The organism is Blautia coccoides (assembly GCF_034355335.1).
Lineage (GTDB): Bacteria > Bacillota > Clostridia > Lachnospirales > Lachnospiraceae > Blautia > Blautia producta.
Genome location: NZ_CP136422.1, coordinates 3,110,635 through 3,134,611 on the forward strand (window position 1 = coordinate 3,110,635; position 23,977 = coordinate 3,134,611).

Here is a 23,977-nt window from a genome sequence, read left to right on the forward strand (position 1 = left end):
AAATGACTAAAAGTCAATATCTAAAAAATGACCAAAATTCATTTTGCTATATCGCGGATTCTTGTGAGTTTTAAATATTGACTATTGGTCATTTTCATATATAATGAAGGATGAAATGAAGGCGGGAGTAACGGTTCGGTAAGGACACTGAACAGCTACGAACGAGAAATAAACAGAATAGGGGATGATTTTTTGGTCAAGACGGGTAAGTGGATAGCCAGACACCGGGTTCTCATTTTGCTCTTGGGAATTCTGCTGCTGGTTCCATCCGTAATAGGTATGGCTAAAACGAGAATTAACTACGATCTGCTCAGCTATCTGCCGGAACACCTGGAAACCGTAAAGGGGCAGGATATTCTGGTGGATGAATACGGTATGGGCGCGTTTTCCATGGTGGTCGTGGAAAATATGGATCTAAAGGACACACAGAAGCTGGAAGATACATTCAGCAAGATACCGCATGTAAAGGATGTGCTCTGGTATGACGATGTGGCGGATATCAGCCTTCCGGTGGAGATGATCCCAAAAGACCTGCGGGAAGCCTTTTTCCGGGGAGATGCCACTATGATGCTGGCGTTGTTTGACAATACCACATCCTCAGATGAGGCTATGGAAGCAGTAACACAGATGAGGAAAGCGGCAGATGAGCAGTGCTTTATCAGCGGTATGACGGGAATCGTCACAGATATCAAGAATATATCTCTGCAGGAGCTGCCTATCTATGTGGTCATTGCCACATGCCTCGCCTTTCTGGTCTTGGAGCTTTCCACGGAATCCTTCCTGGTACCGGTGCTTTTCCTGCTCAGTATCGGCTGTGCCATATTATACAACATGGGAACCAACATATTTCTGGGGGAGATATCTTACATCACCAAGGCTTTGACGGCAGTGCTGCAGCTTGGAGTTACCATGGATTATTCCATTTTCCTTCTGAACAGCTATGAGGAGAATAAACTTCGTTTTCCCGGAGACAAGAACAGAGCCATGGGGCATGCGATCTCGAATACCTTTAAATCCATTGTGGGCAGTTCAGTGACCACCATTGCGGGATTTGCGGCTCTGTGCTGTATGACCTTTACCTTGGGCAGGGATTTGGGTATTGTCATGGCAAAAGGTGTGGTGATCGGCGTGATATGCTGTGTCACCCTGCTTCCGTCTATGGTCCTCATATTCGATAAGGCCATTGAGAAGACAAGACACAGAGCGCTGATACGGAATGTGGAGAAACCTTCCCGTTTCATTACAAAGCACTATAAAATATGGCTGGTGGTATTTCTGGTCCTGCTGTTCCCGGCCATTTACGGGAACAACCATACAAAGGTATATTACAATATCGCCCAGTCCCTGCCGTCATCCCTCCCGGGCAATGTGGCAAATGAGAAGCTGCAGGAGGATTTTGACATGAGTACCATGCACATGATACTTATGAATAAAGACATGGACAGCAAGGACAAACGAGACATGATAGATGCCGTTGACCAGGTGGACGGCATTAAGTGGACCATTGGCATGAACTCCCTGTTCGGCCCGTCCATTCCCGATTCCATGATACCCGGGGATGTGAGGAAGATGCTGCAGAGCGACAAGTATGAACTGGCCTTTGTCTGCTCCGAATATGAATCCGCCACACCCACGGTAAATAAACAGATCGCAGCCATTGATAAGATCGTAAAATCTTATGATGATTCCGCTATGGTCATCGGCGAAGCACCCCTGATGAAAGACTTGCAGGATGTGACTGATGTGGACCTGCGCAATGTTAATATTATTTCCATTGCCGCGATCTTTATTATCATTATGCTGGTATTTAAATCCATTTCCCTTCCCGTTATCCTGGTAGCGGTAATAGAGTTTGCCATAGCTGTGAATATGGCTGTACCGTTTTATCAGGGGACCAGTCTTCCCTTCGTGGCAAGTATTGTCATAGGGACGATCCAGTTGGGCGCTACAGTGGACTACGCCATATTGATGACCAGCCGATATCAAAAGGAGCGGCAGAGAGGGCACAGCAAGAAGGAGGCCATATCCATTGCTCATAAGGCAAGTATGCTCTCCATTATCACCAGCGGGTGCAGCTTCTTTGCAGCTACCTTTGGTGTTGCCTGCTACTCCAAGGTCGATATGATCGGTTCGATCTGTACACTGCTTTCGAGAGGTGCCCTTATCAGTATGGCAGTGGTCATCATGGTCCTCCCGGCCATGTTTATGATATTTGACAAAGTGATCTGCAAGACATCCATAGGATTTCTGGGAAAAGGACAAAAAAATAGTGCTCATCAGGAAAGGAAGTATAGGAATGAACAGGAACAGAAAGCTTAAAAATAAGATGATGACAGGACTTGCGGTGAGCATGGCTGCCGTTATGGGTGCTATGCCGGTCTACGCAGCAGGGGAGAATGATAAAGAAGTATCCAAAGAGGAAACCGTCTATGTAAATGCAGACGCCGCAGGCAGGGAAAAAAATGTAACAGTGTCAAACTGGTTAAAAAATGCAGGTACAAAGAAGGCTCTGAAGGATCAGACGGACTTAAAAGAGATCAAAAATGTAAAGGGTGATGAGACGTATACCGAAAACGGAAATTCCCTTACCTGGAATACAGAAGGGCAGGATATCTATTATCAGGGAAAAACGGGAAAGGACCTTCCTGTTTCCGTAAACTTTACGTATTACTTGGACGGAAAGAAAATGACCCCCAAGGAGCTTGCCGGCAAAAGCGGACATCTGCAGATCAGGATCAATTACGAGAACCATGCAAAAAAGACCGTGAAGGTTGAAGGAAAAGAAGAAACACTCTACAGTCCCTTTGTTATGATGACAGGACTGATCCTCCCGGGAGAGACCTTCTCAAATGTTGTGATCGATAACGGCAAGGTGATCTCAGACGGCAGCAGAAACATTGTACTGGGCATTGCCATGCCCGGATTAAAAGAAAGCCTGGGACTTGACAAAGCCCTGAACAAAGACGGTGACAGTGAGGGCATTCATCTGCCGGAAAGCCTGGAAGTATCCGCGGATGTAAAGAATTTCTCTATGGACCCCACTTTTACCATAGCACTGACAGATGTTATGAAAGAGCTGAATACAGAAAATATCACAGACATGGATAAATTAAAGGATTCCTTAAATGAACTGGAGGACGCTGCACTGAAACTGGTGGACGGCTCTTCTGACATATCCAAAGGAGCTGACACTCTGGATGGCAAATATAAAGAATTCGATGATGGTGTCAATACATTAAAGAGCGGAATTGAGACGCTGAACAGCGGTGCTGCACAGCTTGCAGACGGAATCGGCAGCTATACCGACGGCGCGGATCAGCTCAATGATGGGATCCAGACATATCTGGGCAGCAGCGGGGTTCTGACGGGCAAGGTCACAGAGTACGTGAATGGTGTCAGCACAGTGGTAAACGGCGTAAAACAGTACACAGACGGCGCAGTACAGCTTGCGGACGGTACAGCAGCTTATATCAGCGGGGAAAAACAGCTCGCCGCCGGAGCTGAGGGACTCAGGCCCCTTGTAACCGGTCTGACAGAAATAAAGGATGCCGTGAAACAGTTGAACAGCGCTCTGGACGGAAAGGGCAGCACCACGGATGACATCCGCCTTGCCGCTGACACACTTGCATCAGGAACGCAGCAGTTAAAGGATACCCTGGATTCTGCGGATATCAATGAAATGATGGAATTGATCGATCAGATGACAGGCACCGGTCAGGAGCTGATAGAGGAGGCAGAAGGCCTTTCCTCCGCCATGCAGGAAAAGATTGCCGTACCGGTCAGCAAAATGATGGCTGCAGGTAAAAGCCTCAAATCAGGCCTTGGTTCTCTGCAGACCTACCTCACCACTCTCCAGACAAAGACATCAGAGGCCGTTGCCCTGGCAGGGCAGACTATGACAGATAATGTAAACAGCAGTATCGCCCAGAAAAATGACCAACTCCGTTCTGCGGCACAAAACGCAGCTCAAAATGCGGAGGACACTGCCAATGCCCGGCTCCAGGCGGCAAGAGATACTTTGGATGAGCAGATTGCCGCTGCGGATGACGAGGCAGTCAAAAGCGCTCTGACAGCCGCAAAAAACCAGTTGGGCAGTGTATCCGTATCCGTGGAGAATGTAGAGGAGTTACAGCCTGTACAGGCGCCTGCAGTGGAGGTGGAGATTCCTGTATTTGATCCCTCTGAAATTCTCAATGCCATGGGAGAGATGACAGACGCTTATCAGACAGTGGAAGCAGCCGTGAGTGAACTCTGCGGCAGCGAACTGCCGTTGATCCAGGAGAAGCTGGCCGGTATTGTATCCATAAAAGACCAGATCCCCACAGCTCCCATGCAGACATTAAAAGAAAATGTTTCTGTTCTCAACACAGGCATGCAGCAGTTAAAGGGCGGCATCGGCAAGCTGTCAGGCAGCGTGGAGCTTCTGGATCAGAACACTTCCACACTTCCCCAGGCGAGCAAGGGGATCCAAACGCTTTTGGATGGTTTTCAGGCTCTTGGAGGCGCAGACAAACAGCTATTGGACGGTGCAGCAGAATTGAAGAGAAATGCCCCTATCCTGGTGCAGGGAGTCCAAACGCTCCAGGGAGGTACTTCCCAGCTAAGCTCAGGTCTTGACCAATTAAGTACAGAATTGTCCTTTGGAGCCGCTGCACTTTCCGCCAACAGCAGCACGCTTCGTGAGGGCGCGTCTTCGCTCACCTCAGGAACCGATGAACTGCTTATGGGCAGCAATACACTGCAAAATGCCAGCGGGCAGGTACAGGACGGCATCTCTCAGCTCAAAGACGGGGCCAAAACATTGAAGGACGGCATGAAAGAGTTCGATGAAAAGGGTACGAAAAAAATGAAGGACACCATTGAAGTTGAAGTGGGCGATGTACTGGACAGATTAAAAGCCCTGAATTCAGAAAACTGTACCTATGACACCTTCAGCGGAAAAGCAGACAACATGAACAGTAATGTAAAATTCATCATAGAAACAGATGCCATCGAGGCAGAAGAGTAAAGCAGAGACTTTATCAGGCGGTACAGCACATAGCGGCTGTACCGTTTTTTTGACATGACAGCAGTTGAGTCTCTGATCTTTTTCTGCTATACTGGTTCCTATAAAGACTTGATCTGGCAGGAAGGGGATACCATGTATTATCCTAAGGGAGTGACTGACCCGGACTACTGTGTTCTCAAGTTTACAGCCGAGACCGGCAGATATTACAGCAATTTTAAGTCAGAGACCTTTGAGATTCAGAATACATAAAGTACATGTATGATCATAGAGGAAAGAAAAGAGAAAGAAGAGGAGTTACAAATGATATCACATGAAAAATTAGAAGCGTTCATCTGTCAGTATCCTGTTTACCAGTATGCTTTTTTCAGCCCGGAGGAGATTGACTTTTCCTATCGTGTCAGATGGATCTGTGAAAAAGAGTGCGATCGTTTCAACACTACCTGGGCCTGTCCGCCGGCTGTGGGAAGCGTGGAAGAGTGCAGGCACCGCTGTCTTGCTTACAAAGAATGCTTCCTGTTTTCCACCATTGCGGAGGTGTCCGATATTATTAACTTTGAGGAGACACTGTCCACCCGCAGGGAGCATGAAAACATAACGGCTGCCATTGAACAGTTCATCAAATCCCAGGGGGTCGGCTGTATGGCACTCTCCACGGAATCCTGTGATATCTGTGAGACCTGTACTTACCCGGCAGCTCCCTGCCGTTTCCCGGAGAAAATGCATCCCTGTGTGGAAAGCCACGGCATCATCGTCAGTGAACTGGCCGAAAAATACAACCTGGATTTCACCTTGTCCCCCACACAGATCCTCTGGTTTGGTCTCATCTTCATTGAATGATCCGGTAAAAAGAGCCGGCACTTTCCAATCGTCCCGGCTCTTTCCACCTCCCCTTTGTCATCATTTTCCCCCTCTTTGCATACTCATAATAGTAAGACATCACCCCGGAGCACTCCATGCGCAAAAAAAACACTCCTATTACCGGCCGCATCGCTGATTCCCTCCAAATCCCCAAAGACCTGGCATACCGGGAGGCCATCTTCACCATGACCGGCTCCAGGGAACTCTTCATAGAGAATTATAAATGCATTCGCCAATACGAGGACAACTGCATTGTTCTTCTCACTAAGCGCGATGCCATAAAAATAGAGGGAACCCACCTCACCATTGATTACTACACCAACGAAGAGATGAAAATAACCGGAAGCATCTGCCGTGTTTCCTTTTTATAAGAAAATGGGAGGTAACAAAGTTGAAGGCTTGGAATTATTACTGTAAAGGCTATGTTCGTATCCGGCTGCAAAGCAGGGGTCCGGAACGCTTCCTGAACATGTGCGCCCATCACAACATCCCTATCTGGGATTTGCAGAACCGAGACGGTTTCTATGAAATGAATGTGAGTGTCACCGGATTCTACCAGATGAGATCCATATGCCGAAAGACCGGTTCCCGTGTGAAGATCATAAAAAAATACGGACTGCCCTTCTTTTTTTACCGAAACAAAAAAAGAAAGGCATTTTTTATCGGCATTCTGGCTGGCTTCTGCCTGCTCATGGTACTATCCCAGCACATTTGGAATATTCATGTGGAGGGAAACCGCCACAACAGCACACAGACCATACTCAATTATCTGGATGACATTCAGATCCATCACGGTATATTGAAAAAGGATGTGGACTGCTCTTACATAGCGGAACAGATGCGTAAGGAATTTCCCGATATCACCTGGGTATCCGCAAAAATATCAGGCACCCGGCTCATTCTGGAGGTAAAAGAAAACGCCACGGCAAACAAGATCATAAAACAGACGGAGGAAAATCCCAGCAGCATCATTGCCGGAAAATCAGGTACCATCGTCTCCATGATCACAAGAAAAGGCACACCCTGCAAAAAGGTGGGAGAGTCATGTGAAAAGGGGGAGACACTGGTATCCGGCAGAGTTGATATCATGAATGACAGCAAAGAGGTGGTGGGATATGAATACACAGAGTCTGATGCTGACATTTATATACAATCCCAGATGCAGTATTACCATGAGTTTGATATGCACTTTCAAAAGGATGTCTACACCGGAGACGCAAAAAAAGGGCCGGTTCTGCAATTGGGGAATTACTTTATCAGTCTGAAAGGGAAAAATCATTTTGATCAATTCGATACTGTGACCAAATTGCATCAGGTACGGGTGACAGAAAACTTCCGCCTTCCCATATTCTACGGGAACAGCACAGATTACGAGAGTGTCACAAAGCCATACAAATACACAAAGGAAGGTGCGGAAAAAAAGGCACAGGAACAGTTGGAGCTTCTGTTGGAAACGTTGCGCAAAAAAGAGGTTCAGATAAAAGAAAACAATGTCAAAATACAGGTACTCGACAAGGTGTGTGTGGCGAAAGGCCGGCTGACTATCATAGAAAAAACTACGGAAAAAGAGCCTGTGGAAATTCTGGAACAACCGGTCCAAAACGCTGAAGAAACAGAAGAATAGACTTGTCCGGCAGCTATTCCCGCTGCCGGCAGCCCCTCGCTGATTATTGCCCCTCCTGCCTTTTTGGAAAAGATATTGACAGAACTGTAAAAGAGAACATATACTTGTCTTAGATTTTACTTATGATTTTTATCACTTTCAGGAGGGAAGTACATGCTTAAACAAATATCTATATTCGCAGAAAACAAGAAAGGGATGCTGCAGTCTATCACAAGTATCCTGGCACGGGAAAATATTAACATTATGGGATCAGTCACAAACGACAGTGCCGAATACGGCATCATCCGAATGGTAGTGTCTGACCCGGAAAGAGCACTTGAAGCTCTTTCAAAAGAAGGCTTTATCTGCCGCGACACGGACGTCCTGGGTGTGGAGCTGACTGACGATCCGGGTGCCCTGGACAAGCTTTTAGTCTCACTTTTGGAGAGTAATATCAATGTGGATTATCTCTATCTGTCTTTTAACCGCAGTTCAGGAATGCCGATCATGATCCTCCATGTGGACTGCATCAATGAGGTGAAAAACTGTCTGCAGGCCAAAGGGCATTGTGTTGTGTGATCTCTTTTTGACCGATGGCCTTTAATACGCCTTCCGTAAGGAGTGTATGCACCAGTGACCCCAGTTCATCTGTACTCAATTCCTTGTCATTTTTCTGCCATTCGCTTACAACAGATATGATTCCCGATAGATAAAAATCAAGGGCATACACAGCTTTGAGATCGTCGGTTGGTATGCGAAACGCAGATATAATGACAGGCATGATGGACTTTTTTAGTTTATCGGAAAACTTAGAGGAGTGCTCGCCTGTCAATAATACGATGAAATACTTTTCTGCATTTTTCTGCATATCATCGAATGCTTCCAAAAATATATTGGCAAAGTTTCCGTTGGAAATAGTATTAGTGATCTTTTCTCCAATATGGTTGATCAATTCTTCCTCTATCTGCTCCAACAGATCGTACACGTCTAAGAAATAATCATAGAATGTCGCCCGGTTATAACCCGCTTTGCGGGTGATTTCTGATACCGTGATCTTTTCTACGGGTTTCGTCCTGTATAATTCACAAAAGGTATCAATAAAGACTTCTCTTGTGGCGCTGGCTGTTGGCGATAGTTTTGACATGATAATCCCCCCTTTTATTTTTACGACAGATATCCCCAAAGTGTTGGTTGTATTTTTGACCGGGATGAGTATAATGCAAATTATACGACAGGTGTTGGAAAAAGACAAGAAGGTGCTGATGGCCCGTACCACATTCTGCCATGATCAAATAATTAGTCAAAGGAGAATTTCTATGGAAACTATGAAAGCTATTGCAAAAAGAAAATCAACCAGAGCTTTTGACCCCGAGAAAAAAGTCGCAGAGTCAACACTTAATGCAATTCTGGCAGCAGGCTGTGCGGCGCCCGTGGGAGCCGGGGATTATGCCTCTCTTCATCTCACTGTTATCCAAAACAGGGAAACACTTGATAAGATCAGTAAAGCGGTGCAGGCAGTGCTCAAAGTGGAACGTGATGTTCTGTATGGCGTACCCGTTCTTGTTTTGGTGTCATCATCCGAACCCAAGTTTCCAAATGTCCAGTATGCGAATGTGGGATGTGTTATGGAAAATATGTTACTGGCGGCTGCGGATTTGGAGGTGGACAGTATCTATCTCTGGGGTGCGGTGAATGTACTTGCACAAATCCCCGAACTACAAAAAGAGCTGGGCGTACCAAAAGGATTTACACCGATCTCCGCTGCGGGCCTGGGATATGCGGTAGAACGAAGCTCCAGTGAAAAAGAGCTGGGTATTACACTCTCTGTCAATTACGCTCCGTGATCATAAATCCTTTTGTGAACTGGAGCAGCACGTGAAAGGGGATTCACTATGGATCTGTACTCACCTATATTTACCCGCGCATCCACGCGCAGATTCGATTCTTCACCGCTTCCTGCTGACACGCTTTTACAATTGGAGGATTTTCTTTCAAAAGTAAAGCCGCTGATTCCCGGCATAAAAGTAAAGCACCGGATCGTGAGCGGTAACGAGGTCAAGGGCATGGCTCTGCCGAAAGCTCCCCACTATTTGCTAATTTCCGGTGAAGAGCATCCGCTGCGTAATACGGCGGCGGGATTTCTGTACCAACATGCAGAGCTGTGGTTATACGCACAGGGTTTTGCCACACGTTGGCTGGCCGGTGTAAAGCCTAAGGAACCAGATGCAAGCCATATTATCGGAATGGCCTTCGGCAAGCCCGCAGAACCGGCGGTTAGGAAACACGATGATTTTAAACGCAGGCCGCTCAGCGAAATTTCGAGAGGAAATGACTCGCGCCTTGAAGCGGCAAGACTGGCGCCATCCGGGATGAACGGCCAGCCATGGTATTTTATAGCAGACGGCGGGAAGATACACACTTACTGTAAGAAAAACCTGGGAGGCCTTTTAAGCAAAATGTACAGCCTCACCGATTTGGATGTGGGAATCGCACTCTGTCATTTGGCAATGGCCGGTGAACATGAGGGCAGGCCCTTCCGGTTTGCTGTGAACCAAGAGGGAGCACCCACACCTCCGTCGGGATTTGTCTATGTGGGAACGGTACAATAGAGATGAACTTCATGGAGAAACAGTCTGAAGACAGCCTGTGGAACAACCAGAACAGATATGAGGAGAGACACGTGATGCAGATTATTATGATACTTATTCTCTTAGGAGCAGTCATCGGTTTGATCGTAAACACGGGCCGAAAGCTCTTTCTTTGGTTTCGGCCGCTTTTTGCAGGTGCCAGTCCACTGGTGTTTGGTGCTATATATGGAATGATCATGACGGCCGTCCTGGTGTTTTTTGTACTCAGCCGCATACCGGACAGCCCCATACCCAGAGTGTTTTTTCTTGTGGATCATTACGCTTTGGGAGCGGCTGTCTATGTGGTGATATTTGTCAATTCTGCAGACTTTATTTTATTCCTGCTTAAACTGTGCCGTCTGCTTCCAGTGCCTCTGTCTCAAGGGGTGTCTGTCACTGCAGGAGCGGCAGCTTTAGGCTTGTCTGCGGTATTGACCCTTTACGGAGGGATCCATGCATCTGTGATCAAAACTCAACATTATGACATTGAGCTGCAGGCAGATAAAAGGGCCTCGGATTCCATGAAGATTGCCCTGATCAGCGATATCCATATGGGCTACGTGATCGAGGAAAAGCATGTAGAAAAAATCGTTGCGGCAATCAATGCAGCCGAACCGGATCTTGTCTGCATTGCAGGGGATATCTTTGACGGTGATATCACAGCACTTAAGAATCCTTCGGTACTACAGGAACTGTTTCGTGAGATCAAAGCGCCCTATGGGGTGTATGCCTGTCTTGGAAATCATGATGCAGGAGCAGGATATGAGGAAATGCTGGATTTTTTGGACAAGGCCGGGATTTATCTGTTACAGGATGAGGAGGTGCTGATCGATGATCGGATAATTCTGGCAGGCAGAAAAGATTCCGGTCCGATAGGGAATCAGGGCAGCAAACGGACAGTATTGGAAGCTTCCGCAAAAACAGAGGAACTGCCCAGGGTTGTACTGGATCATAAGCCGGAAAATATTGGTGAGTATCATAAAAGTACGGATTTGATCTTGTGCGGACATACCCACCGGGGACAGTTTTTCCCCGGCAACCTGATCAATGAGGTTTCCATGGATGTGAATTACGGATATTACCGGAAAAACGCGGAGAGTCCCCAGGCTGTGGTGACTTCCGGTGCGGGAACCTGGGGGCCGCCTATGCGGGTAGGAACAGACAATGAAGTCGCAGTGATCCGGATAACCTTTCCGGCTGCTGAAAAGGGAACTGTCTAAAAAACCAGAGGCCCTGCCATTATATGAAGCATTTGAACATAAGGTCCTTTCAGAGATCAGTTCTGTCAGTATCAAGGTCCAGAAGACGCAGATTGCCTTTTCTAACAGGCATAACTTTGCTTTTGTATCATTTATACCGGTTCGGAAAGCAAAAGACAGACCGGAAATTTATCTGGTCATAACGTTTGGTCTCGGATATCGTATGGAGTCACCGCGGATTGATGCTGCAGTTGAGCCATATCCTAACCGCTGGACCCATCATGTTCTTGTTCAAGGAATGGAAGAAATAGACGAGGAGCTTATGGGATGGGTAAAAGAAGCTGCTGTCTTTGCTGCAGGCAAGTAGCTCCCATAGGCGTTTCCGGCAGTGAAGCGGTCTTTTAGATTGTAACTTCTTAAAAAAAGTAGTAAAATACATCTCATGAGTGAGGTGATCTTATGCTGCGCATAGCAGTTTGTGACGATGATAAAGACGCCGTGCAGATCCATAAGGGAATTGTGGAGGACTGTCTGAGGCAGTATGGCAGTATTGGAGAAATTGCCGCTTATACTTCCAGCGACAATCTGCTTTATGATATTACTGAGGACAGCTTTTTCTTTGATCTGATCCTGCTGGATATTGAAATGCCGGGGAGTACGGGAATGGAGACAGCAGAAAAAATCAAGCCGTTTCTGCCAAACGTAAAGATAATCTTTATTACTTCCCACATTGAATATGCCATAGATGCTTTTGAACTTTCTATTTTCCGATATGTTCCGAAAAATGAAATAGAAAAACGTCTCCCATCCGCCATACGGGACGCAGTAAAGCTGATCGAGCTGGAAGAGGGAAAAACTTATACCATCCGGACAAACAGCCGTCTTGAAAAGATACCCTGCAGGGAGATTTATTATATCGAGCGTGATGGAAAAAATGCTGGCATTATTACCGCCGGAGGAATATCCAAGGTACGTAAAAGTCTGCAGCAGGTTTATGAGGAATTGGGAACAGAAGAGTTTATCTATATTGACCGGGGCTGTATTGTGAACATGATACATATTATGCAGATCAAGGACGGTATGGCTGTTCTGAAAAATGATGTGTCGCTTCCCATAAGCCGTTCTCATCTGCAGAAGGTCAAAGAGCAGATCAACGGATATTGGGGGATGCATATATGACTGATTGGCTTTTTTTACTCTCAAATATTGCCGCCGGGATCATTCGTGTTCATGTCTGTCTGTTTCTTATTTTCCGGCTCTTATCTGTGGAAAAGCCCGGGAAAAAAAGTACGGCAGCAGCACTGGCGGGCGTGACTGTCATATGTATCCTGGCATTCGTGACAGGTTTTCCTGATTTTTACCGCGGGGCATTGGAGGCTGTCTGGATCGCGTTCTGCGCCGGCCGCCTGCAGAAGGTAGATATCAGGATGAGTCTGTTTGTGGGGACTTTTTATGAAATCGCAGTCTGGTTCTGGCAGTTTCTCTTTGCTGCATGGCTGGGCGTGCTGTTTTCCTCCCCGGCTTATCTTGACTATAGAACAGGAGAGGGTCAGACCGCAGTGTGGCTGCTGCATGGACTGCTGATCGTTTTGGAAATTTATCTTTCCGGGCATCGTGATATGACAGAAAAAGAGGCTTTTCGACGTACCTCTGTGATCGTCCTGGCGGGATTTCTTGCAGTCATAACTTTATCTGAACAGTCGGTACTTTCTATTGCAGATGATACCCTGTATATGTGGACGATCTTGGCGTCTGTACTTATGATGTCTGTTCTGGTATTTAACATAAACCGGCATTACGAGGCAGAAAAGGAGCTTGCCCGGTTAAAATCCCAACAGGCCGAATTACTTGAACATGATTATACTGCGCTGAACAATGCCTATGCCGCCAACGCGAAGCTGTTTCATGATTTTCATAATCATATCGGTGTGCTCCGTCAGCTTCTCTCTCATAAAAAAACAGAAGAAGCAGTGCAGTATCTGGATGAATTACAATCACCGGTGCAGGAGATGGCAGATGCCGTATGGACAGGGGATGAAACCGCAGACTATCTGATCAACAGCAAAGCGCTTGCGGCCAAAGTAAGCGGCGTACCCTTACAGGTGCAGGTTGAGTTTCCCCGTCATACCAATATAAAAAGTGCTGATCTGTGCGCGATTTTGGGAAATCTGCTGGATAATGCCCTGGAAGCCTCCCGGAAAGTAGCGGATCCAAAACACCGCTTCATCCGGCTTACCATTCGCCGCATCAATCAGATGCTGGTCATAAAAGTTGAAAACAGTTTTGCGGTTCTGCCCAAAAAAGAAGATGGTTCCCTGAAGACAACCAAAAAGGACAGGGAACTGCATGGCTGGGGTCTGAAAAGCGCACAGACTGCCGCGGAGAAATATGAGGGCACGGTACAGACCTCCTATACAGACAGTACATTCCGGGCAGTTGCCACGTTATCTTACCACGGTGTAACGCCAAAAGAATAAATATACTTTAAGCTGCAAAGCGTTTACACGCCCTGCAGCTTTTTCATGGACAAAAACCTGCCGAATACGGACATTTTCGCAGACACCTTCTTTTTCAGCTATGATATAGACACAATAAATAATCATATAAGGAGGAAATGATCATGCGACACATATATATCCGTTGGACTTTAGGTGTGATCTGGATAGCAGCGGCGATCATAAGCGGGGTATCCGGCAGTCTTGAAATGGCAGGGCTTTATCTGCTTTTAGGGGGCATTTTCCTGTATTCTGCTTATACCACAGGGAAAAAAGATAAGGAAGACAAAGGGGGCAGATAACATGAAAACTCCTCTTTTGTCAGTCAAAAATTTAGATGTCTGGTACGACAACAAAAAAATGGTATTGTCTCATTTTGATATAGAACTGGACAGCCATGAAGTGGTGGGATTGATCGGGCTGAATGGGGCGGGAAAAACCACATTCTTAAAAACATTATCCGGTCTGATCCCAACCTTCCGGGCGGATAGTATCCGGTTTTTGGGTCATCCCGCAAAACTTCGTGACAAGGATTTTAAGACCTGCCGTTATACTGTATTTTCTGAGGACAATTCCTTTCAGTATTTCACATTTCAGGAGTATCTGACCTATGTCTTTGCGGCTTATGGAAAAACACTGCCAGATGTATCCCAACTCGTGCACGGGTTTCACTTTGAAGAATTCACTAATGTTCTGTTGAAAGACCTTTCAGCGGGCAGCCGAAAGAAGGTATTTCTGATCACTGCCTTTGCGTTAAAGCCGGAACTGCTTTTGTTGGATGAACCGGTTAATGGACTGGACTTTCAGAGTACAGAATATCTGTACCGGCAAATGGCCTGTTATAAGGAGTACGGCACGGTCCTGTTTTCTTCTCACATTCTGGAAAGTATCACTCTGACCTCTGACAAGGTTCTTGTTTTGGAAGATGGAGCAGTACGGAATATTTTCAAGGGCGGTGAGATCAATGCCGCTGACATTCGGGAGGCCCTGCGTTATGAATATGATGTTTAAGGCGTTTGCGAAAAAATTATTCGGTGCGAAATATGAAAGACTGATAAAGACACTTCTCATCTGTATGATCGTCTTTTCAGGATTAAGAATTTCCGGTTTCAGGATACAGATTGCACCAGTTATTTTGTATTTAACAGTTTTTGCCTTTACTGCCGGTGTCATGTGGCAGGCTCTCTGTTCTCACGATAACACGGCTTATATGCAGAATATGCTTATGGTTCCTTTTGATAGAAAGGCATTTGTCTTTTCGTATATAACTGCTCTGGGTACCTATACCCTTTTGACGAAGACAGCAGTGCTTCTGGCAGTTTTACTGGCTGTGACGGTTTGGAATGCGGCAAAGCTTATGGGAATTATCCTTTGTGCCGTCAATGCAGTTCTTATGACTGCGGGTATTTTTCCATTGAGAAGATATTGGTATATGGGTGTCCTTTGGGCAGCCGCATTCACTGCCGTTGTTTTTTTTGGATGGGAGAAACCCAGCTTTTTTCCCATTATGGCTGCTTATAGTATCTCTGCATTTCTGCTTTTACTAACCGCGGACGGATATTCCTTCTGTCTTAGGGAGAGCGTGCGCGGCCGAACACTAAAAAGCCACAGGCATTATTCTGTCCGGCGTTATCTCTTTCGGTACCTGAAAGACCACAAAAATTTCCTGATAAATACGGCAGTCATGTGGTGTGTTGCCTGTGTGCTGCCTGTCTTTTTTGGAAAGATGGAAAACATGTTCTTTGTCCCTATTTGCTTTGCTATTCTGTCTCTGAATACGCCTGTCTGTATTTTGCTGTCCTGTGACACTTCACTGGAGCAAGCCGTCCGCTTCCTGCCGGGCCAGAAGAAAGCATTTTGTGTACCATACTGCCTGTTTCTTTTTCTGTGCAGCCTGACTGCGGATATGATCTTTCTCTGCAGCCTGCAGATACAGGCCGGCGGTGTTACCGGTGTGACAGCAGCGACTGCTGTTTTCTTTTCACTGCAAAGTGCTGTGTTTTCTGTTTTGCTGGAATGGTTTTATCCCATCCGGGGCTGGAAAATCGAAAGTGATCTATGGCATCATCCGAGAAAGTACATCGTTCCTGCGGCTATGCTTTTGCTTGCCGGAGTTGTGGGCACAGTACCGGCGGTCATACCTGCTTTGATGATTTTGCTTGCCGCTGAAATAGCAGTTTTACTTATGAATTGATCACATCTCTGCTTTCTATCTGGTATACTTCATTAAAATCTAGTACATCGTAAATTAAATAACTGCACTATCGGAAAATTAGGCCAGTGAATAGGGTAGTTATTTAATGAACGATGTACTAGGGCCAAAAAAGGATAAATAGCAATTCCTCTGCAAACAATAAAGCAAAATATTTATAGAAAAAACTATTCCTGTTTTCCAGACTGCTAAAAATGTAGTTTTTTGTACAATAATAGAAAACATGTGAAACTGTAAACACAAATGGCAAACATGAAGAAATACAGCACTTGAAATAGCAGCTTTTTTTTATTATAATGAGATTTAAGATGTAATGGTTCCAGCAGGACAGCCCGGTTACTGCACTGACTGAAAGACCGTTCGCAGCCAGGAAAAACGCCCGTCCCCAAGGGCAGTCTCAGATGACATTTTGCTTGTGACCGGGTTGTACGGAACCATTGCTTTAAGATTTTATATCCGAACAGGAAAGCGAGGTAGAATGTATTTGCATACAGAACAGATAGATTTTGACACCATGGACCAGCAACAGGCCGTTTTCGGAACGCAGGACGAGTACATCAGGAATATTGAAAAGGCCCTGTCTGTTTCTATAGGGTTACGTGATTCAAAGGTGGAGATCAAGGGAGAAGAGAATGTGAACGTGGCTGCCAATGTAGTCAATTCACTGATGGAACTTCACAGCCGCGGGGAAGCCCTGAACATGGATATTGTTTACAGAATACTTGAAGAGGCAAAAGACGGAGATTTGGACAGCACCTTTAAAGCCATGGACAATATTGTGGCTCTGACGAACAAGGGCGTCCCGATCCGGTGTAAAACCTTTGGCCAGAAAAACTATGTAAAAGCGCTGCAGGACAATGTGGTGACTATCTGCATCGGGCCTGCCGGAACCGGCAAGACATTTTTGGCAGTCGCACAGGCTGTAAAGGAACTGAAAGAGGGCAAGATCGAACGTATCATTATGAGTCGTCCGGCGATCGAAGCGGGAGAAGAACGGCTTGGATTCCTGCCGGGAGACCTGGCTCAGAAAGTGGATCCCTATCTGCGGCCTTTATATGACGCGCTTCATGATCTTCTGGGCGCAGAGAGAGCTGATAAGTACCGTGAACGGGGTGATATCGAAATTGCTCCACTGGCTTATATGCGCGGCCGTACCCTGAACAGGGCGCGGGTCATAATCGACGAAAGTCAAAATGCCAGTCTTGCAACCCTTAAGATGGCGCTGACCAGATTAGGAGAAGGTTCAAAAATGGTCTTGACCGGGGATGTGACCCAGATCGATCTGCCCCATGCCCAGGACTCAGGGCTTGAAAAATGTGCTCAGATTCTGGGTTCCATTGACGGCATCGCTGCCTTAAGACTGACCAACCGGGATGTTGTAAGGAACAGGATCGTGAAAGATATTGTCAAAGCCTTTGAAAAGGCGGAGGCGGATAAGCGGCCGAGTCAGGCGCCAAGGCAGTCAAAGTTAAAGAGAAGATAGAAAAAAGTCCGGTCTGCCGGACTTTTTTTCATCTCCAAGGGATCACAGCGCACAGGCCGCTGTACTGGGAGGAGCACTGTTCCTTATCCCGGGAAGCGATTTATGCGGACGAAATGCGGCTTTACAGAGCAGCCGCAAAAGGTGTATAATAAACTGGTTTAAGATTGTCAAAAAATAGAATAAAGCTACTGCGCGTGTACCGAAAATTTACACAAATGAGAATAATGGGGAGGAAATTGTATGACACTGAATATTGACAAGGAATATCCCGGTGATGTGGAGTTTGACTATGAAACCATTGCCCGGCAGGTTGTGGAAGCAGCTCTGGATTCCGAGAACTGCCCATATGAGGCTGAGGTGAGCCTGGTCCTCACAACGGATGAGGACATTCAAAGGACAAACCGGGAATTTCGGGAGATAGACCGAGTGACAGATGTGCTGTCTTTCCCTATGCTGGATTATGATACACCCGGAGATTTTTCCTTTGCGGAGGAATCCGGGGACGCCTTCCATCCTGAAACAGGGGAGCTGATTTTAGGGGATATCATGATCGCGGTACCCAGAATGCTGGAACAGGCCAAACAGTTTGGACACGGGTCTGTGCGTGAGTTTGCATTTCTGGTTGCCCACAGTATGCTGCATCTGATGGGGTATGACCATATGTCAGAAGAAGAGGCTGCTGTCATGGAAACAAAACAGGAAGCCATCCTTGAGGGGCTGGGAATCCGCAGATAAGAATTTGGAGGAATGTTATGAGAACAAAAAAATATCTCACATGGCTGCTGGTTGGAGCTGTTTGTGCATCCACACTGCTTGCAGGATGCGGGAAAAAGAAAGAAGCTGAGAAAAAAGAGATTCCACAGGAGACTGTTAAGGAACCTGAGGAAAAAGAAGAGGTTAAGGAAATTGTACTGCAGCCCAAAGAGCCTGAGACAGAACAGATTCCCGAGGGTATGATGAAAAGCTATCTTACAGGTGAGTATGTCAGTCCCGCCATAGGCCAGAGAAGACCTGTGGCTGTTATGCTGAACAATATTCAGGCGGCTGTTCCCCAGGCGGGGATCGCCAATGCCGGCGTGGTGTATGAAGCCCCGGTGGAGGGAGGCATAACAAGGCTTATGGGCATTTTCGAGGATTACGACAATCTGGAGAAAATCGGTTCCGTAAGAAGCTGCAGGGATTATTATATTTTCTACGCAATGGAATTTGAAGCTATCTATGCCCATTTCGGGCAGGCTGCTTACGCCCTTCCTTATCTGGAACTTCCGGAAGTCAACAATCTGAGCGGACTTTCAGGCTACGGCGCAGAAGTTTACTACCGCACCACAGACCGCGTGGCACCTCACAATGCATACACCAGCTTTGCGGGACTGCAGAAAGGTATGGAAATCAATGGCTACAGCCAGGAGTATTCTGCTGATTACAAAGGTCATTTCCAGTTTGCGTGGGTGGGCAAAGAGGCAGCTCCCGCAGGCGGAACACCGGCAACACTGATAAAGCCCCACTATTCAGTAAATGATCCCTGGTTTGACTATAATGCGGAGGATAAGCTCTATTACCGCTCCCAGTACGGAGCGCCCCAGATCGACGAGCTGACCGGCGGCCAGCTGGCCTATAAAAATGTAATTCTCCAGTATTGCCCGTGGGAAAATTATGATGAAAACGGTTATCTGAATATCAATGTTATGGCCGGAGGCAGCGGAAAATATATTACAGAGGGCCAGGCCATTGACATTACCTGGAAAAAAGATTCCGAATGGGAGCCAACCCACTACTATGACGCAAACGGCAATGAGATCACCCTGAACCCCGGAAAAACCTGGATCTGCATCATTCAGGATACCAATGCGGATCAGGTGGAGATCGCAGGACCGGAACCAGCTGCTCCTGAAGCATCGGAAAACCCGGACGCAGCAGAAAATCCGGAAGCCGTCCAACAAGCGGAAGCATCGGGAGAGATAACGGAAGATTCCGGTGCGGCGGATACGTCAGTTCAATAGAGAAAAACAGGTTCTATAGAGAAAGTTTTACAGAGTTTTGAAATTGCAGGGAATAACTGAATAAAGTGGAAAAAAAGGCCGATACTAATATTCATAGATAGTTTATATGAATAAAGGAGTGATTCTTTCATGAAAAGAATTTTTTATAGTATCGGCTTTGTCTTTGCCATTTTTTTTCTAAGCTGCGGGTTTTTCCTGAGTTATCAGCTTTCCTCATTGAGGGACCGGATGAACCGTCTGGAGCAGGAGAGCGCATTGATGGGAAAACAGGTTTCCGCAAACCCCTTTTCCAGGGACAGTGACTATGTCTTTGAGTCCTTTAATTCCGAGACAGGGAAACTGGTCAAGGAACGCTACCGGGTGTCCTCCTATGCGGATGATCAGGTGGTGCTTAGGAAGGAACTGGGAGACGTAACCGCTTCAGACAAGGAGACACACTACTGTGTTCGTATGGAAAACGGCAGTCTTGTTGTCTATCTGGAGGACGGGAAGGAAGTCTTTGAATACACGGATATCCCCCTTGAGGCACTGCCCAGCGAAGAACAGGCTGAAGTCCTGGGAGGCAAGGAGATTGTAGGAACAGATGAGCTTTATAGTTTTCTTGAGAATTATTCCAGCTAAAGATCGGTAAATAATAATAAGGACGTCCTGATACTCTCTTCAGAGGGTAATCTGGGCGTCCTTTCCTGTTTTTTTCTACTGACAAGTACATTGGGACATTTCCAAAGAGGAATGAGGCTCAACAATGATAAATCTCTCAGGATCCCATTCAAGAGACAGCAGTTCTATCAGATAGTCTATGGTACCCGGTATCTGAATATAAGTAAGATTCAGTTTTTTGGCTATCTCCTGTGTCTCGGCAATGGCCTTTTTCATATCATAACAACCGGTATCTATAAGCGCTAGGTTTCGGTAATTCTGAAACATAGTATCAAATATTTCCTGGCCCAGTTCCGCCCCATATTTATTGACTGTATACTCGTACTCTTTCCAGATATTGCGTTCACCTTCAAGCCATCCCTCTGTCATAAAATAGGTGCTGCCGCTGACAGAGCTGTGCCTTCGCTGGGTGACGGAACCCAGAAGGAGTGAAATACAGTCATCAATGCGGGGTATAACCAGTTTAAAACCATGTGTTCGGATTCCCACAACAGAATTTCCGCAGACTCCCATTACAAGAAGGACCTCATCACAGCCGACGCACTGGTCCAGGATATCCTGAAGGGTGTTATGCAGTTTTTTAGGGAAATTATGGAGGCCTGATTCAATCCACCGGATCTCATAGGAACATCCGCAGACGGCCATAGCTGTGTTCAATTCATTTTTCAGTGTTTTACAGGCAACAATCATTCTGCTCATACATTCTCCTTTTCCTATTCACGGCCGTTGTTCCGTTTAAAGACGGTACCCGGACATTCCGTTTAACTGCCCGTACGGCTGTTTTACATAGAACAAAGCATAGCCGGCCAGTTGTTCATCCTGCTGGATGAAAAAGCGCTCCACAAGAAGCAGTGGCTCACCCGTGCTGCACTGCATAATTTCAGCCAGCGTATCATCCGCTGCAACAGCCGAAATGCGGATACTTGTATATAGTGAAAAAGTATCCAGTTTTGGCATGGTAATCTCCGGAAATACAGCATAATTCAACTCCCCTTCCACTGACGGATGCGCTTTCTCATAGGGAAGATACTTCTTACTGTAGGCAATGATAACCCCCTCCGGGTTGATCGTGAGCTGCTCAAATTCAATGACCACCTGATTGGGCTGGATATCCAGAGCCTTCTGGACACGTTCGTCCGGAAGAATCCCGTGAATATTTTTGTACTGTGTAGTACACCCCTCTATATATTCCGTAAAATTCACTGTAAAATCGCTATGACGGGGAGTACAGACAAAGTAACCGATTTTTGCCCGGGAGTAAATCAAGCCCTCGGACTCAAGTTCTTTTAAACCCTTTCTAACCGTCTCTCTGCTAGCCTGAAATTCCATACAGAGCTGGCTTTCGGAGGGCAGCATTTCTCCCGGGAGAAAAGACCCATTGAAAATCTTAGAACGAAGCTGTCCGTGGATTGTTGTGTAAAGTGGTTTCTTCTTACTTGTTCTTGGCATGATGTTCTTTTATCACTTTCTTGCAAAAGTCAATGGTAACGATGGTATCATATGCCCAGCCATCCGCACCAGTCTGAGAACAAAGCTGACTGCTTGCGCATTGGCCGCCGATAAAAATTCTTGTCTCTTTGCGGCATGGGTCGGCATTCAGCTCTTTCATTGTCCTTGCAACAGACAAAGAGGAGGAGGCAAGCAGGCCGCTGAGCAGAACAATATCGGGATTATAGCTGCGCAGAGCATATACAAAACGCTGAGGTCTTACATCTATCCCAAGGTCAATCACTTCAAAACGTTCGGAGCGCAGCAGACTGACTACAATATCCTTGCCAATATCGTGGATATCGCCCTCCACGACACCGATCACAGCCCTTCCGATGGGCTTGGGGTCTCCGGATTCCAACGGTGGAGTCAAAAGAGACAGAGCATGTTGATAAATCATTCCCGACACGATCAGGTCGGCGATAAAATATTCCCCATTTGCGAAATAATATCCCACTTCTTCAGAGCCTTCCGTAAGATATTTGCGTATGGCCTCCCTGGAAAAACCTGATGTAAGCATCAGTTGTATATACTTGAGAACGTTTTCTTCATCCAATTGTGCCATAGATTTTATCAATTCTTCTTGGTAATTCATACTAATCTCCATCTGCATATTTATTTGCAAAGCAGTCTTTCATCCTTATAACAGCAATTTGCAGCCCATTAGCGGGCTGAGTTATAGCAGTTATTATACAATTATAACAAAAAATAAAATAAATTAAAGTCTTTTTTGATAAAAAATCAAAAAGAGGTTGACTTATTGGCGTTTTAGGTTATAATTCTTGTATAGACAAGATATACATACAAAACAAGAGAGGAGGATGGTAGAAGTGATAATCATAGGTGAAAAGATTAACGGAGCGATTCCAAGCGTCAGGGAGGCAATAGCGAAAAAAAATGCAGATTTAATACGCCAGAGAGCCATTGCCCAGACCGGAGCAGGCGCCCACTACATTGACTGCGCGCCGAGTACCGCGCCAAGTCTGGAATACGATGCCATGGTCTGGCTGATCGGCCTGATCCAGGAAGCGACAGATACGCCAGTCAGTATCGACAGTCCCGACGCAAAGCTGCTGGCAAGGATCATCGGGGAGGGCCTCTTGCAAAAGCCAGGGATGGTAAATTCCGTGAATGAAGAAGGCGACAAATGTGAGACCATTTTCCCACTGATCGCAGGTACTGAATGGAACGTTCTTGGATTAACCTGCGATAAGGAGGGGATTCCTGCCCAGGTGGATAAAAAGCTGGATATTGCCAAACGAATCATTGATAAAGCAGTGAAGTACGGAGTTGCTTTGGATCATCTGCATATTGATCCCTGCGTTATGGCATTGTCCACAATGCCCTCTTCTATGAAAGATTTTGAGCAGTGTATTGTTGGGATCCACGAATATGCCCCGGAGGTAAAAGTGACGGGTGCTATTTCAAACATCAGTTATGAAATGCCGGCCAGAAAGTACATAAACGCAAACTGTATGGCTTATGCCATTCGGGCGGGACTCGACTCGGCTATCATGGACCCCTGCAATGTGGATATGATGAGTACTATTTATGCCTGTGAAGCGCTGTGTATGATTGACAAAGGAGGCAGAAAGTATAACAGAGCTTACAGGAAAGGATTGATAGGAAAACAAAAATAGGAGGATAAACGTCATGATTGATTTTAATGTTTTGGCAGAGGCAATGGGAGATCTGGATGAAGATAAGGTGGTGGAAAACCTGACACAGGTGATGGATGAAGGCGGTTCGGATGCCCAGAAAGCTCTGGATGCCTGTCAGAAGGGCATGGATATTGTAGGTAACCTGTTTGAGGACGGAGAATATTACGTGGGAGACTTGATCTACGCAGGCGAACTGATGACAAAGGCTGTGGAGATATTAAAAGACGGCCTGGTGACAGAGGACGGTTCCGGCGGAGAAAAAACAAAGATGATTCTTTGTACCGTAAAAGATGACCTGCATGACATTGGAAAAAATATTGTGAGATCTATGCTGGAAGCCTCCGGCTTTGATGTCCTGGATCTGGGGATAGATGTACCTGCGGATGTGATCGTGGAAACTGCCAAAAAAGAGGATATACATATCATTGGTTTATCGGGAGTGCTGACACTGGCAATTGATTCCATGAAGAATACCATAGACGCATTTCAGGAAGCCGGAATGCGGGACCAGGTGAAGGTTATCATTGGCGGGGCGCCGGTGAATCAGGAAGTCTGTGACCAGACCGGCGCAAATGCGTGGGCCAGCAGTCCTCAGACAACCATCAGCTATTGCAAAGAGTGGGAACAGGCTCTGGCATAAGCTTTTTACATGTAGAAGGAGCTTCCTGTATAATTCAAATATA

Annotated in this window: 25 protein-coding genes and 1 pseudogene; 22 read left to right on the forward strand and 4 right to left on the reverse strand. The window is 46.3% G+C overall.

Features of this window, described 5'->3' with window-relative positions; translation table 11 throughout:
* Nucleotides 1-192 precede the first annotated feature (192 nt).
* The 7 genes and pseudogenes from BLCOC_RS13825 to BLCOC_RS13855 all read left to right on the forward strand — a co-directional run bounded on the left by BLCOC_RS13825 (nt 193) and on the right by BLCOC_RS13855 (nt 8,048).
* Entirely contained in the window at nt 193-2,319 is a 2,127-nt protein-coding gene (locus tag BLCOC_RS13825; protein WP_029469102.1) for an efflux RND transporter permease subunit, read from the forward strand.
* Nucleotides 2,297-5,008 (forward strand): hypothetical protein, encoded by a 2,712-nt coding sequence (locus tag BLCOC_RS13830; RefSeq protein WP_115622507.1) that lies wholly within the window; start codon nt 2,297-2,299, stop codon nt 5,006-5,008. Before BLCOC_RS13825 ends, BLCOC_RS13830 begins: the two co-directional genes overlap by 23 nt.
* 102 nt (nt 5,009-5,110) lie before the next feature.
* Nucleotides 5,111-5,257 (forward strand): annotated as a pseudogene (locus BLCOC_RS27605) (pyridoxamine 5'-phosphate oxidase family protein); the annotation flags it as partial.
* A 51-nt stretch (nt 5,258-5,308) separates the two neighbouring features.
* The gene (locus BLCOC_RS13840) at nt 5,309-5,845 is read left to right on the forward strand and encodes a DUF2284 domain-containing protein (protein ID WP_026255334.1); all 537 of its coding nucleotides are present in this window, start codon (nt 5,309-5,311) and stop codon (nt 5,843-5,845) included.
* Nucleotides 5,846-5,961: 116 nt separating this feature from the next.
* Nucleotides 5,962-6,237 (forward strand): YabP/YqfC family sporulation protein, encoded by a 276-nt coding sequence (locus tag BLCOC_RS13845; RefSeq protein WP_018593965.1) that lies wholly within the window; start codon nt 5,962-5,964, stop codon nt 6,235-6,237.
* Nucleotides 6,238-6,257: 20 nt separating this feature from the next.
* Nucleotides 6,258-7,490, forward strand: a complete 1,233-nt coding sequence (locus tag BLCOC_RS13850; protein WP_018593964.1) for a sporulation protein YqfD — start codon at nt 6,258-6,260, stop codon at nt 7,488-7,490.
* A 153-nt stretch (nt 7,491-7,643) separates the two neighbouring features.
* On the forward strand, nt 7,644-8,048 hold the full coding sequence (locus BLCOC_RS13855; RefSeq protein ID WP_018593963.1) for an ACT domain-containing protein: 405 nt from the start codon (nt 7,644-7,646) through the stop codon (nt 8,046-8,048).
* Here BLCOC_RS13855 and BLCOC_RS13860 read toward each other — a convergent pair.
* The gene (locus BLCOC_RS13860) at nt 7,999-8,613 is read right to left on the reverse strand and encodes a TetR/AcrR family transcriptional regulator (protein WP_115622508.1); all 615 of its coding nucleotides are present in this window, start codon (nt 8,611-8,613) and stop codon (nt 7,999-8,001) included. The genes BLCOC_RS13855 and BLCOC_RS13860 overlap by 50 nt on opposite strands.
* 172 nt (nt 8,614-8,785) lie before the next feature.
* Between BLCOC_RS13860 and BLCOC_RS13865 the strand changes: the two genes are divergently transcribed.
* From BLCOC_RS13865 to BLCOC_RS13925, 13 genes are all read left to right on the forward strand, one after another.
* On the forward strand, nt 8,786-9,313 hold the full coding sequence (locus BLCOC_RS13865; protein ID WP_115622509.1) for a nitroreductase family protein: 528 nt from the start codon (nt 8,786-8,788) through the stop codon (nt 9,311-9,313).
* 48 nt (nt 9,314-9,361) lie between these two features.
* A complete protein-coding gene (locus BLCOC_RS13870) occupies nt 9,362-10,078 on the forward strand; it encodes a nitroreductase family protein (protein ID WP_115622510.1) in 717 nt (238 codons plus the stop codon).
* A gap of 11 nt (nt 10,079-10,089) precedes the next feature.
* Complete coding sequence (locus BLCOC_RS13875) at nt 10,090-11,316, forward strand: metallophosphoesterase (protein WP_242998952.1); 1,227 nt, start codon at nt 10,090-10,092, stop codon at nt 11,314-11,316.
* 13 nt (nt 11,317-11,329) lie between these two features.
* Complete coding sequence (locus tag BLCOC_RS13880) at nt 11,330-11,662, forward strand: DUF5655 domain-containing protein (RefSeq protein ID WP_242999087.1); 333 nt, start codon at nt 11,330-11,332, stop codon at nt 11,660-11,662.
* Nucleotides 11,663-11,754: 92 nt separating this feature from the next.
* Nucleotides 11,755-12,474 (forward strand): LytR/AlgR family response regulator transcription factor, encoded by a 720-nt coding sequence (locus tag BLCOC_RS13885; RefSeq protein WP_115622512.1) that lies wholly within the window; start codon nt 11,755-11,757, stop codon nt 12,472-12,474.
* Nucleotides 12,471-13,772, forward strand: a complete 1,302-nt coding sequence (locus tag BLCOC_RS13890; RefSeq protein WP_115622513.1) for an ATP-binding protein — start codon at nt 12,471-12,473, stop codon at nt 13,770-13,772. Before BLCOC_RS13885 ends, BLCOC_RS13890 begins: the two co-directional genes overlap by 4 nt.
* Before the next feature lie 143 nt (nt 13,773-13,915).
* The gene (locus BLCOC_RS13895) at nt 13,916-14,092 is read left to right on the forward strand and encodes a hypothetical protein (protein WP_018593955.1); all 177 of its coding nucleotides are present in this window, start codon (nt 13,916-13,918) and stop codon (nt 14,090-14,092) included.
* Nucleotide 14,093: 1 nt separating this feature from the next.
* Complete coding sequence (locus BLCOC_RS13900) at nt 14,094-14,801, forward strand: ATP-binding cassette domain-containing protein (protein ID WP_018593954.1); 708 nt, start codon at nt 14,094-14,096, stop codon at nt 14,799-14,801.
* A complete protein-coding gene (locus BLCOC_RS13905) occupies nt 14,785-15,984 on the forward strand; it encodes a hypothetical protein (RefSeq protein WP_115622514.1) in 1,200 nt (399 codons plus the stop codon). The genes BLCOC_RS13900 and BLCOC_RS13905 overlap by 17 nt, the downstream gene beginning before the upstream one ends.
* A 496-nt stretch (nt 15,985-16,480) precedes the next feature.
* Nucleotides 16,481-17,485 carry a PhoH family protein gene (locus tag BLCOC_RS13910; RefSeq protein WP_018593952.1) on the forward strand — a complete coding sequence of 335 codons (1,005 nt, stop codon included), beginning with the start codon at nt 16,481-16,483 and terminating at the stop codon, nt 17,483-17,485.
* Between the two features lie 240 nt (nt 17,486-17,725).
* Nucleotides 17,726-18,220 (forward strand): rRNA maturation RNase YbeY, encoded by a 495-nt coding sequence (gene ybeY, locus BLCOC_RS13915; protein ID WP_018593951.1) that lies wholly within the window; start codon nt 17,726-17,728, stop codon nt 18,218-18,220.
* A 17-nt stretch (nt 18,221-18,237) separates the two neighbouring features.
* Complete coding sequence (locus BLCOC_RS13920; RefSeq protein WP_018593950.1) at nt 18,238-19,485, forward strand: DUF3048 domain-containing protein; 1,248 nt, start codon at nt 18,238-18,240, stop codon at nt 19,483-19,485.
* A gap of 129 nt (nt 19,486-19,614) precedes the next feature.
* The gene (locus tag BLCOC_RS13925) at nt 19,615-20,106 is read left to right on the forward strand and encodes a hypothetical protein (RefSeq protein ID WP_115622515.1); all 492 of its coding nucleotides are present in this window, start codon (nt 19,615-19,617) and stop codon (nt 20,104-20,106) included.
* Between the two features lie 75 nt (nt 20,107-20,181).
* Here the strand turns inward: BLCOC_RS13925 and BLCOC_RS13930 are convergent, their stop codons facing one another.
* From BLCOC_RS13930 to BLCOC_RS13940, 3 genes are read right to left on the reverse strand one after another with little or no spacing between them, the layout of a single operon-like run.
* The gene (locus tag BLCOC_RS13930) at nt 20,182-20,844 is read right to left on the reverse strand and encodes a DUF1638 domain-containing protein (RefSeq protein ID WP_029469090.1); all 663 of its coding nucleotides are present in this window, start codon (nt 20,842-20,844) and stop codon (nt 20,182-20,184) included.
* Between the two features lie 36 nt (nt 20,845-20,880).
* A complete protein-coding gene (locus tag BLCOC_RS13935; protein WP_029469089.1) occupies nt 20,881-21,594 on the reverse strand; it encodes a GntR family transcriptional regulator in 714 nt (237 codons plus the stop codon).
* Nucleotides 21,578-22,228 (reverse strand): cobalamin B12-binding domain-containing protein, encoded by a 651-nt coding sequence (locus BLCOC_RS13940; RefSeq protein ID WP_165392515.1) that lies wholly within the window; start codon nt 22,226-22,228, stop codon nt 21,578-21,580. Before BLCOC_RS13940 ends, BLCOC_RS13935 begins: the two co-directional genes overlap by 17 nt.
* Before the next feature lie 226 nt (nt 22,229-22,454).
* On the opposite strand from BLCOC_RS13940, the gene BLCOC_RS13945 reads away from it, so the two are divergent.
* Nucleotides 22,455-23,273, forward strand: a complete 819-nt coding sequence (locus BLCOC_RS13945) for a dihydropteroate synthase (RefSeq protein ID WP_226827667.1) — start codon at nt 22,455-22,457, stop codon at nt 23,271-23,273.
* A gap of 13 nt (nt 23,274-23,286) precedes the next feature.
* On the forward strand, nt 23,287-23,934 hold the full coding sequence (locus BLCOC_RS13950) for a cobalamin B12-binding domain-containing protein (protein WP_115622517.1): 648 nt from the start codon (nt 23,287-23,289) through the stop codon (nt 23,932-23,934).
* The last annotated feature ends 43 nt before the right edge of the window (nt 23,935-23,977 follow it).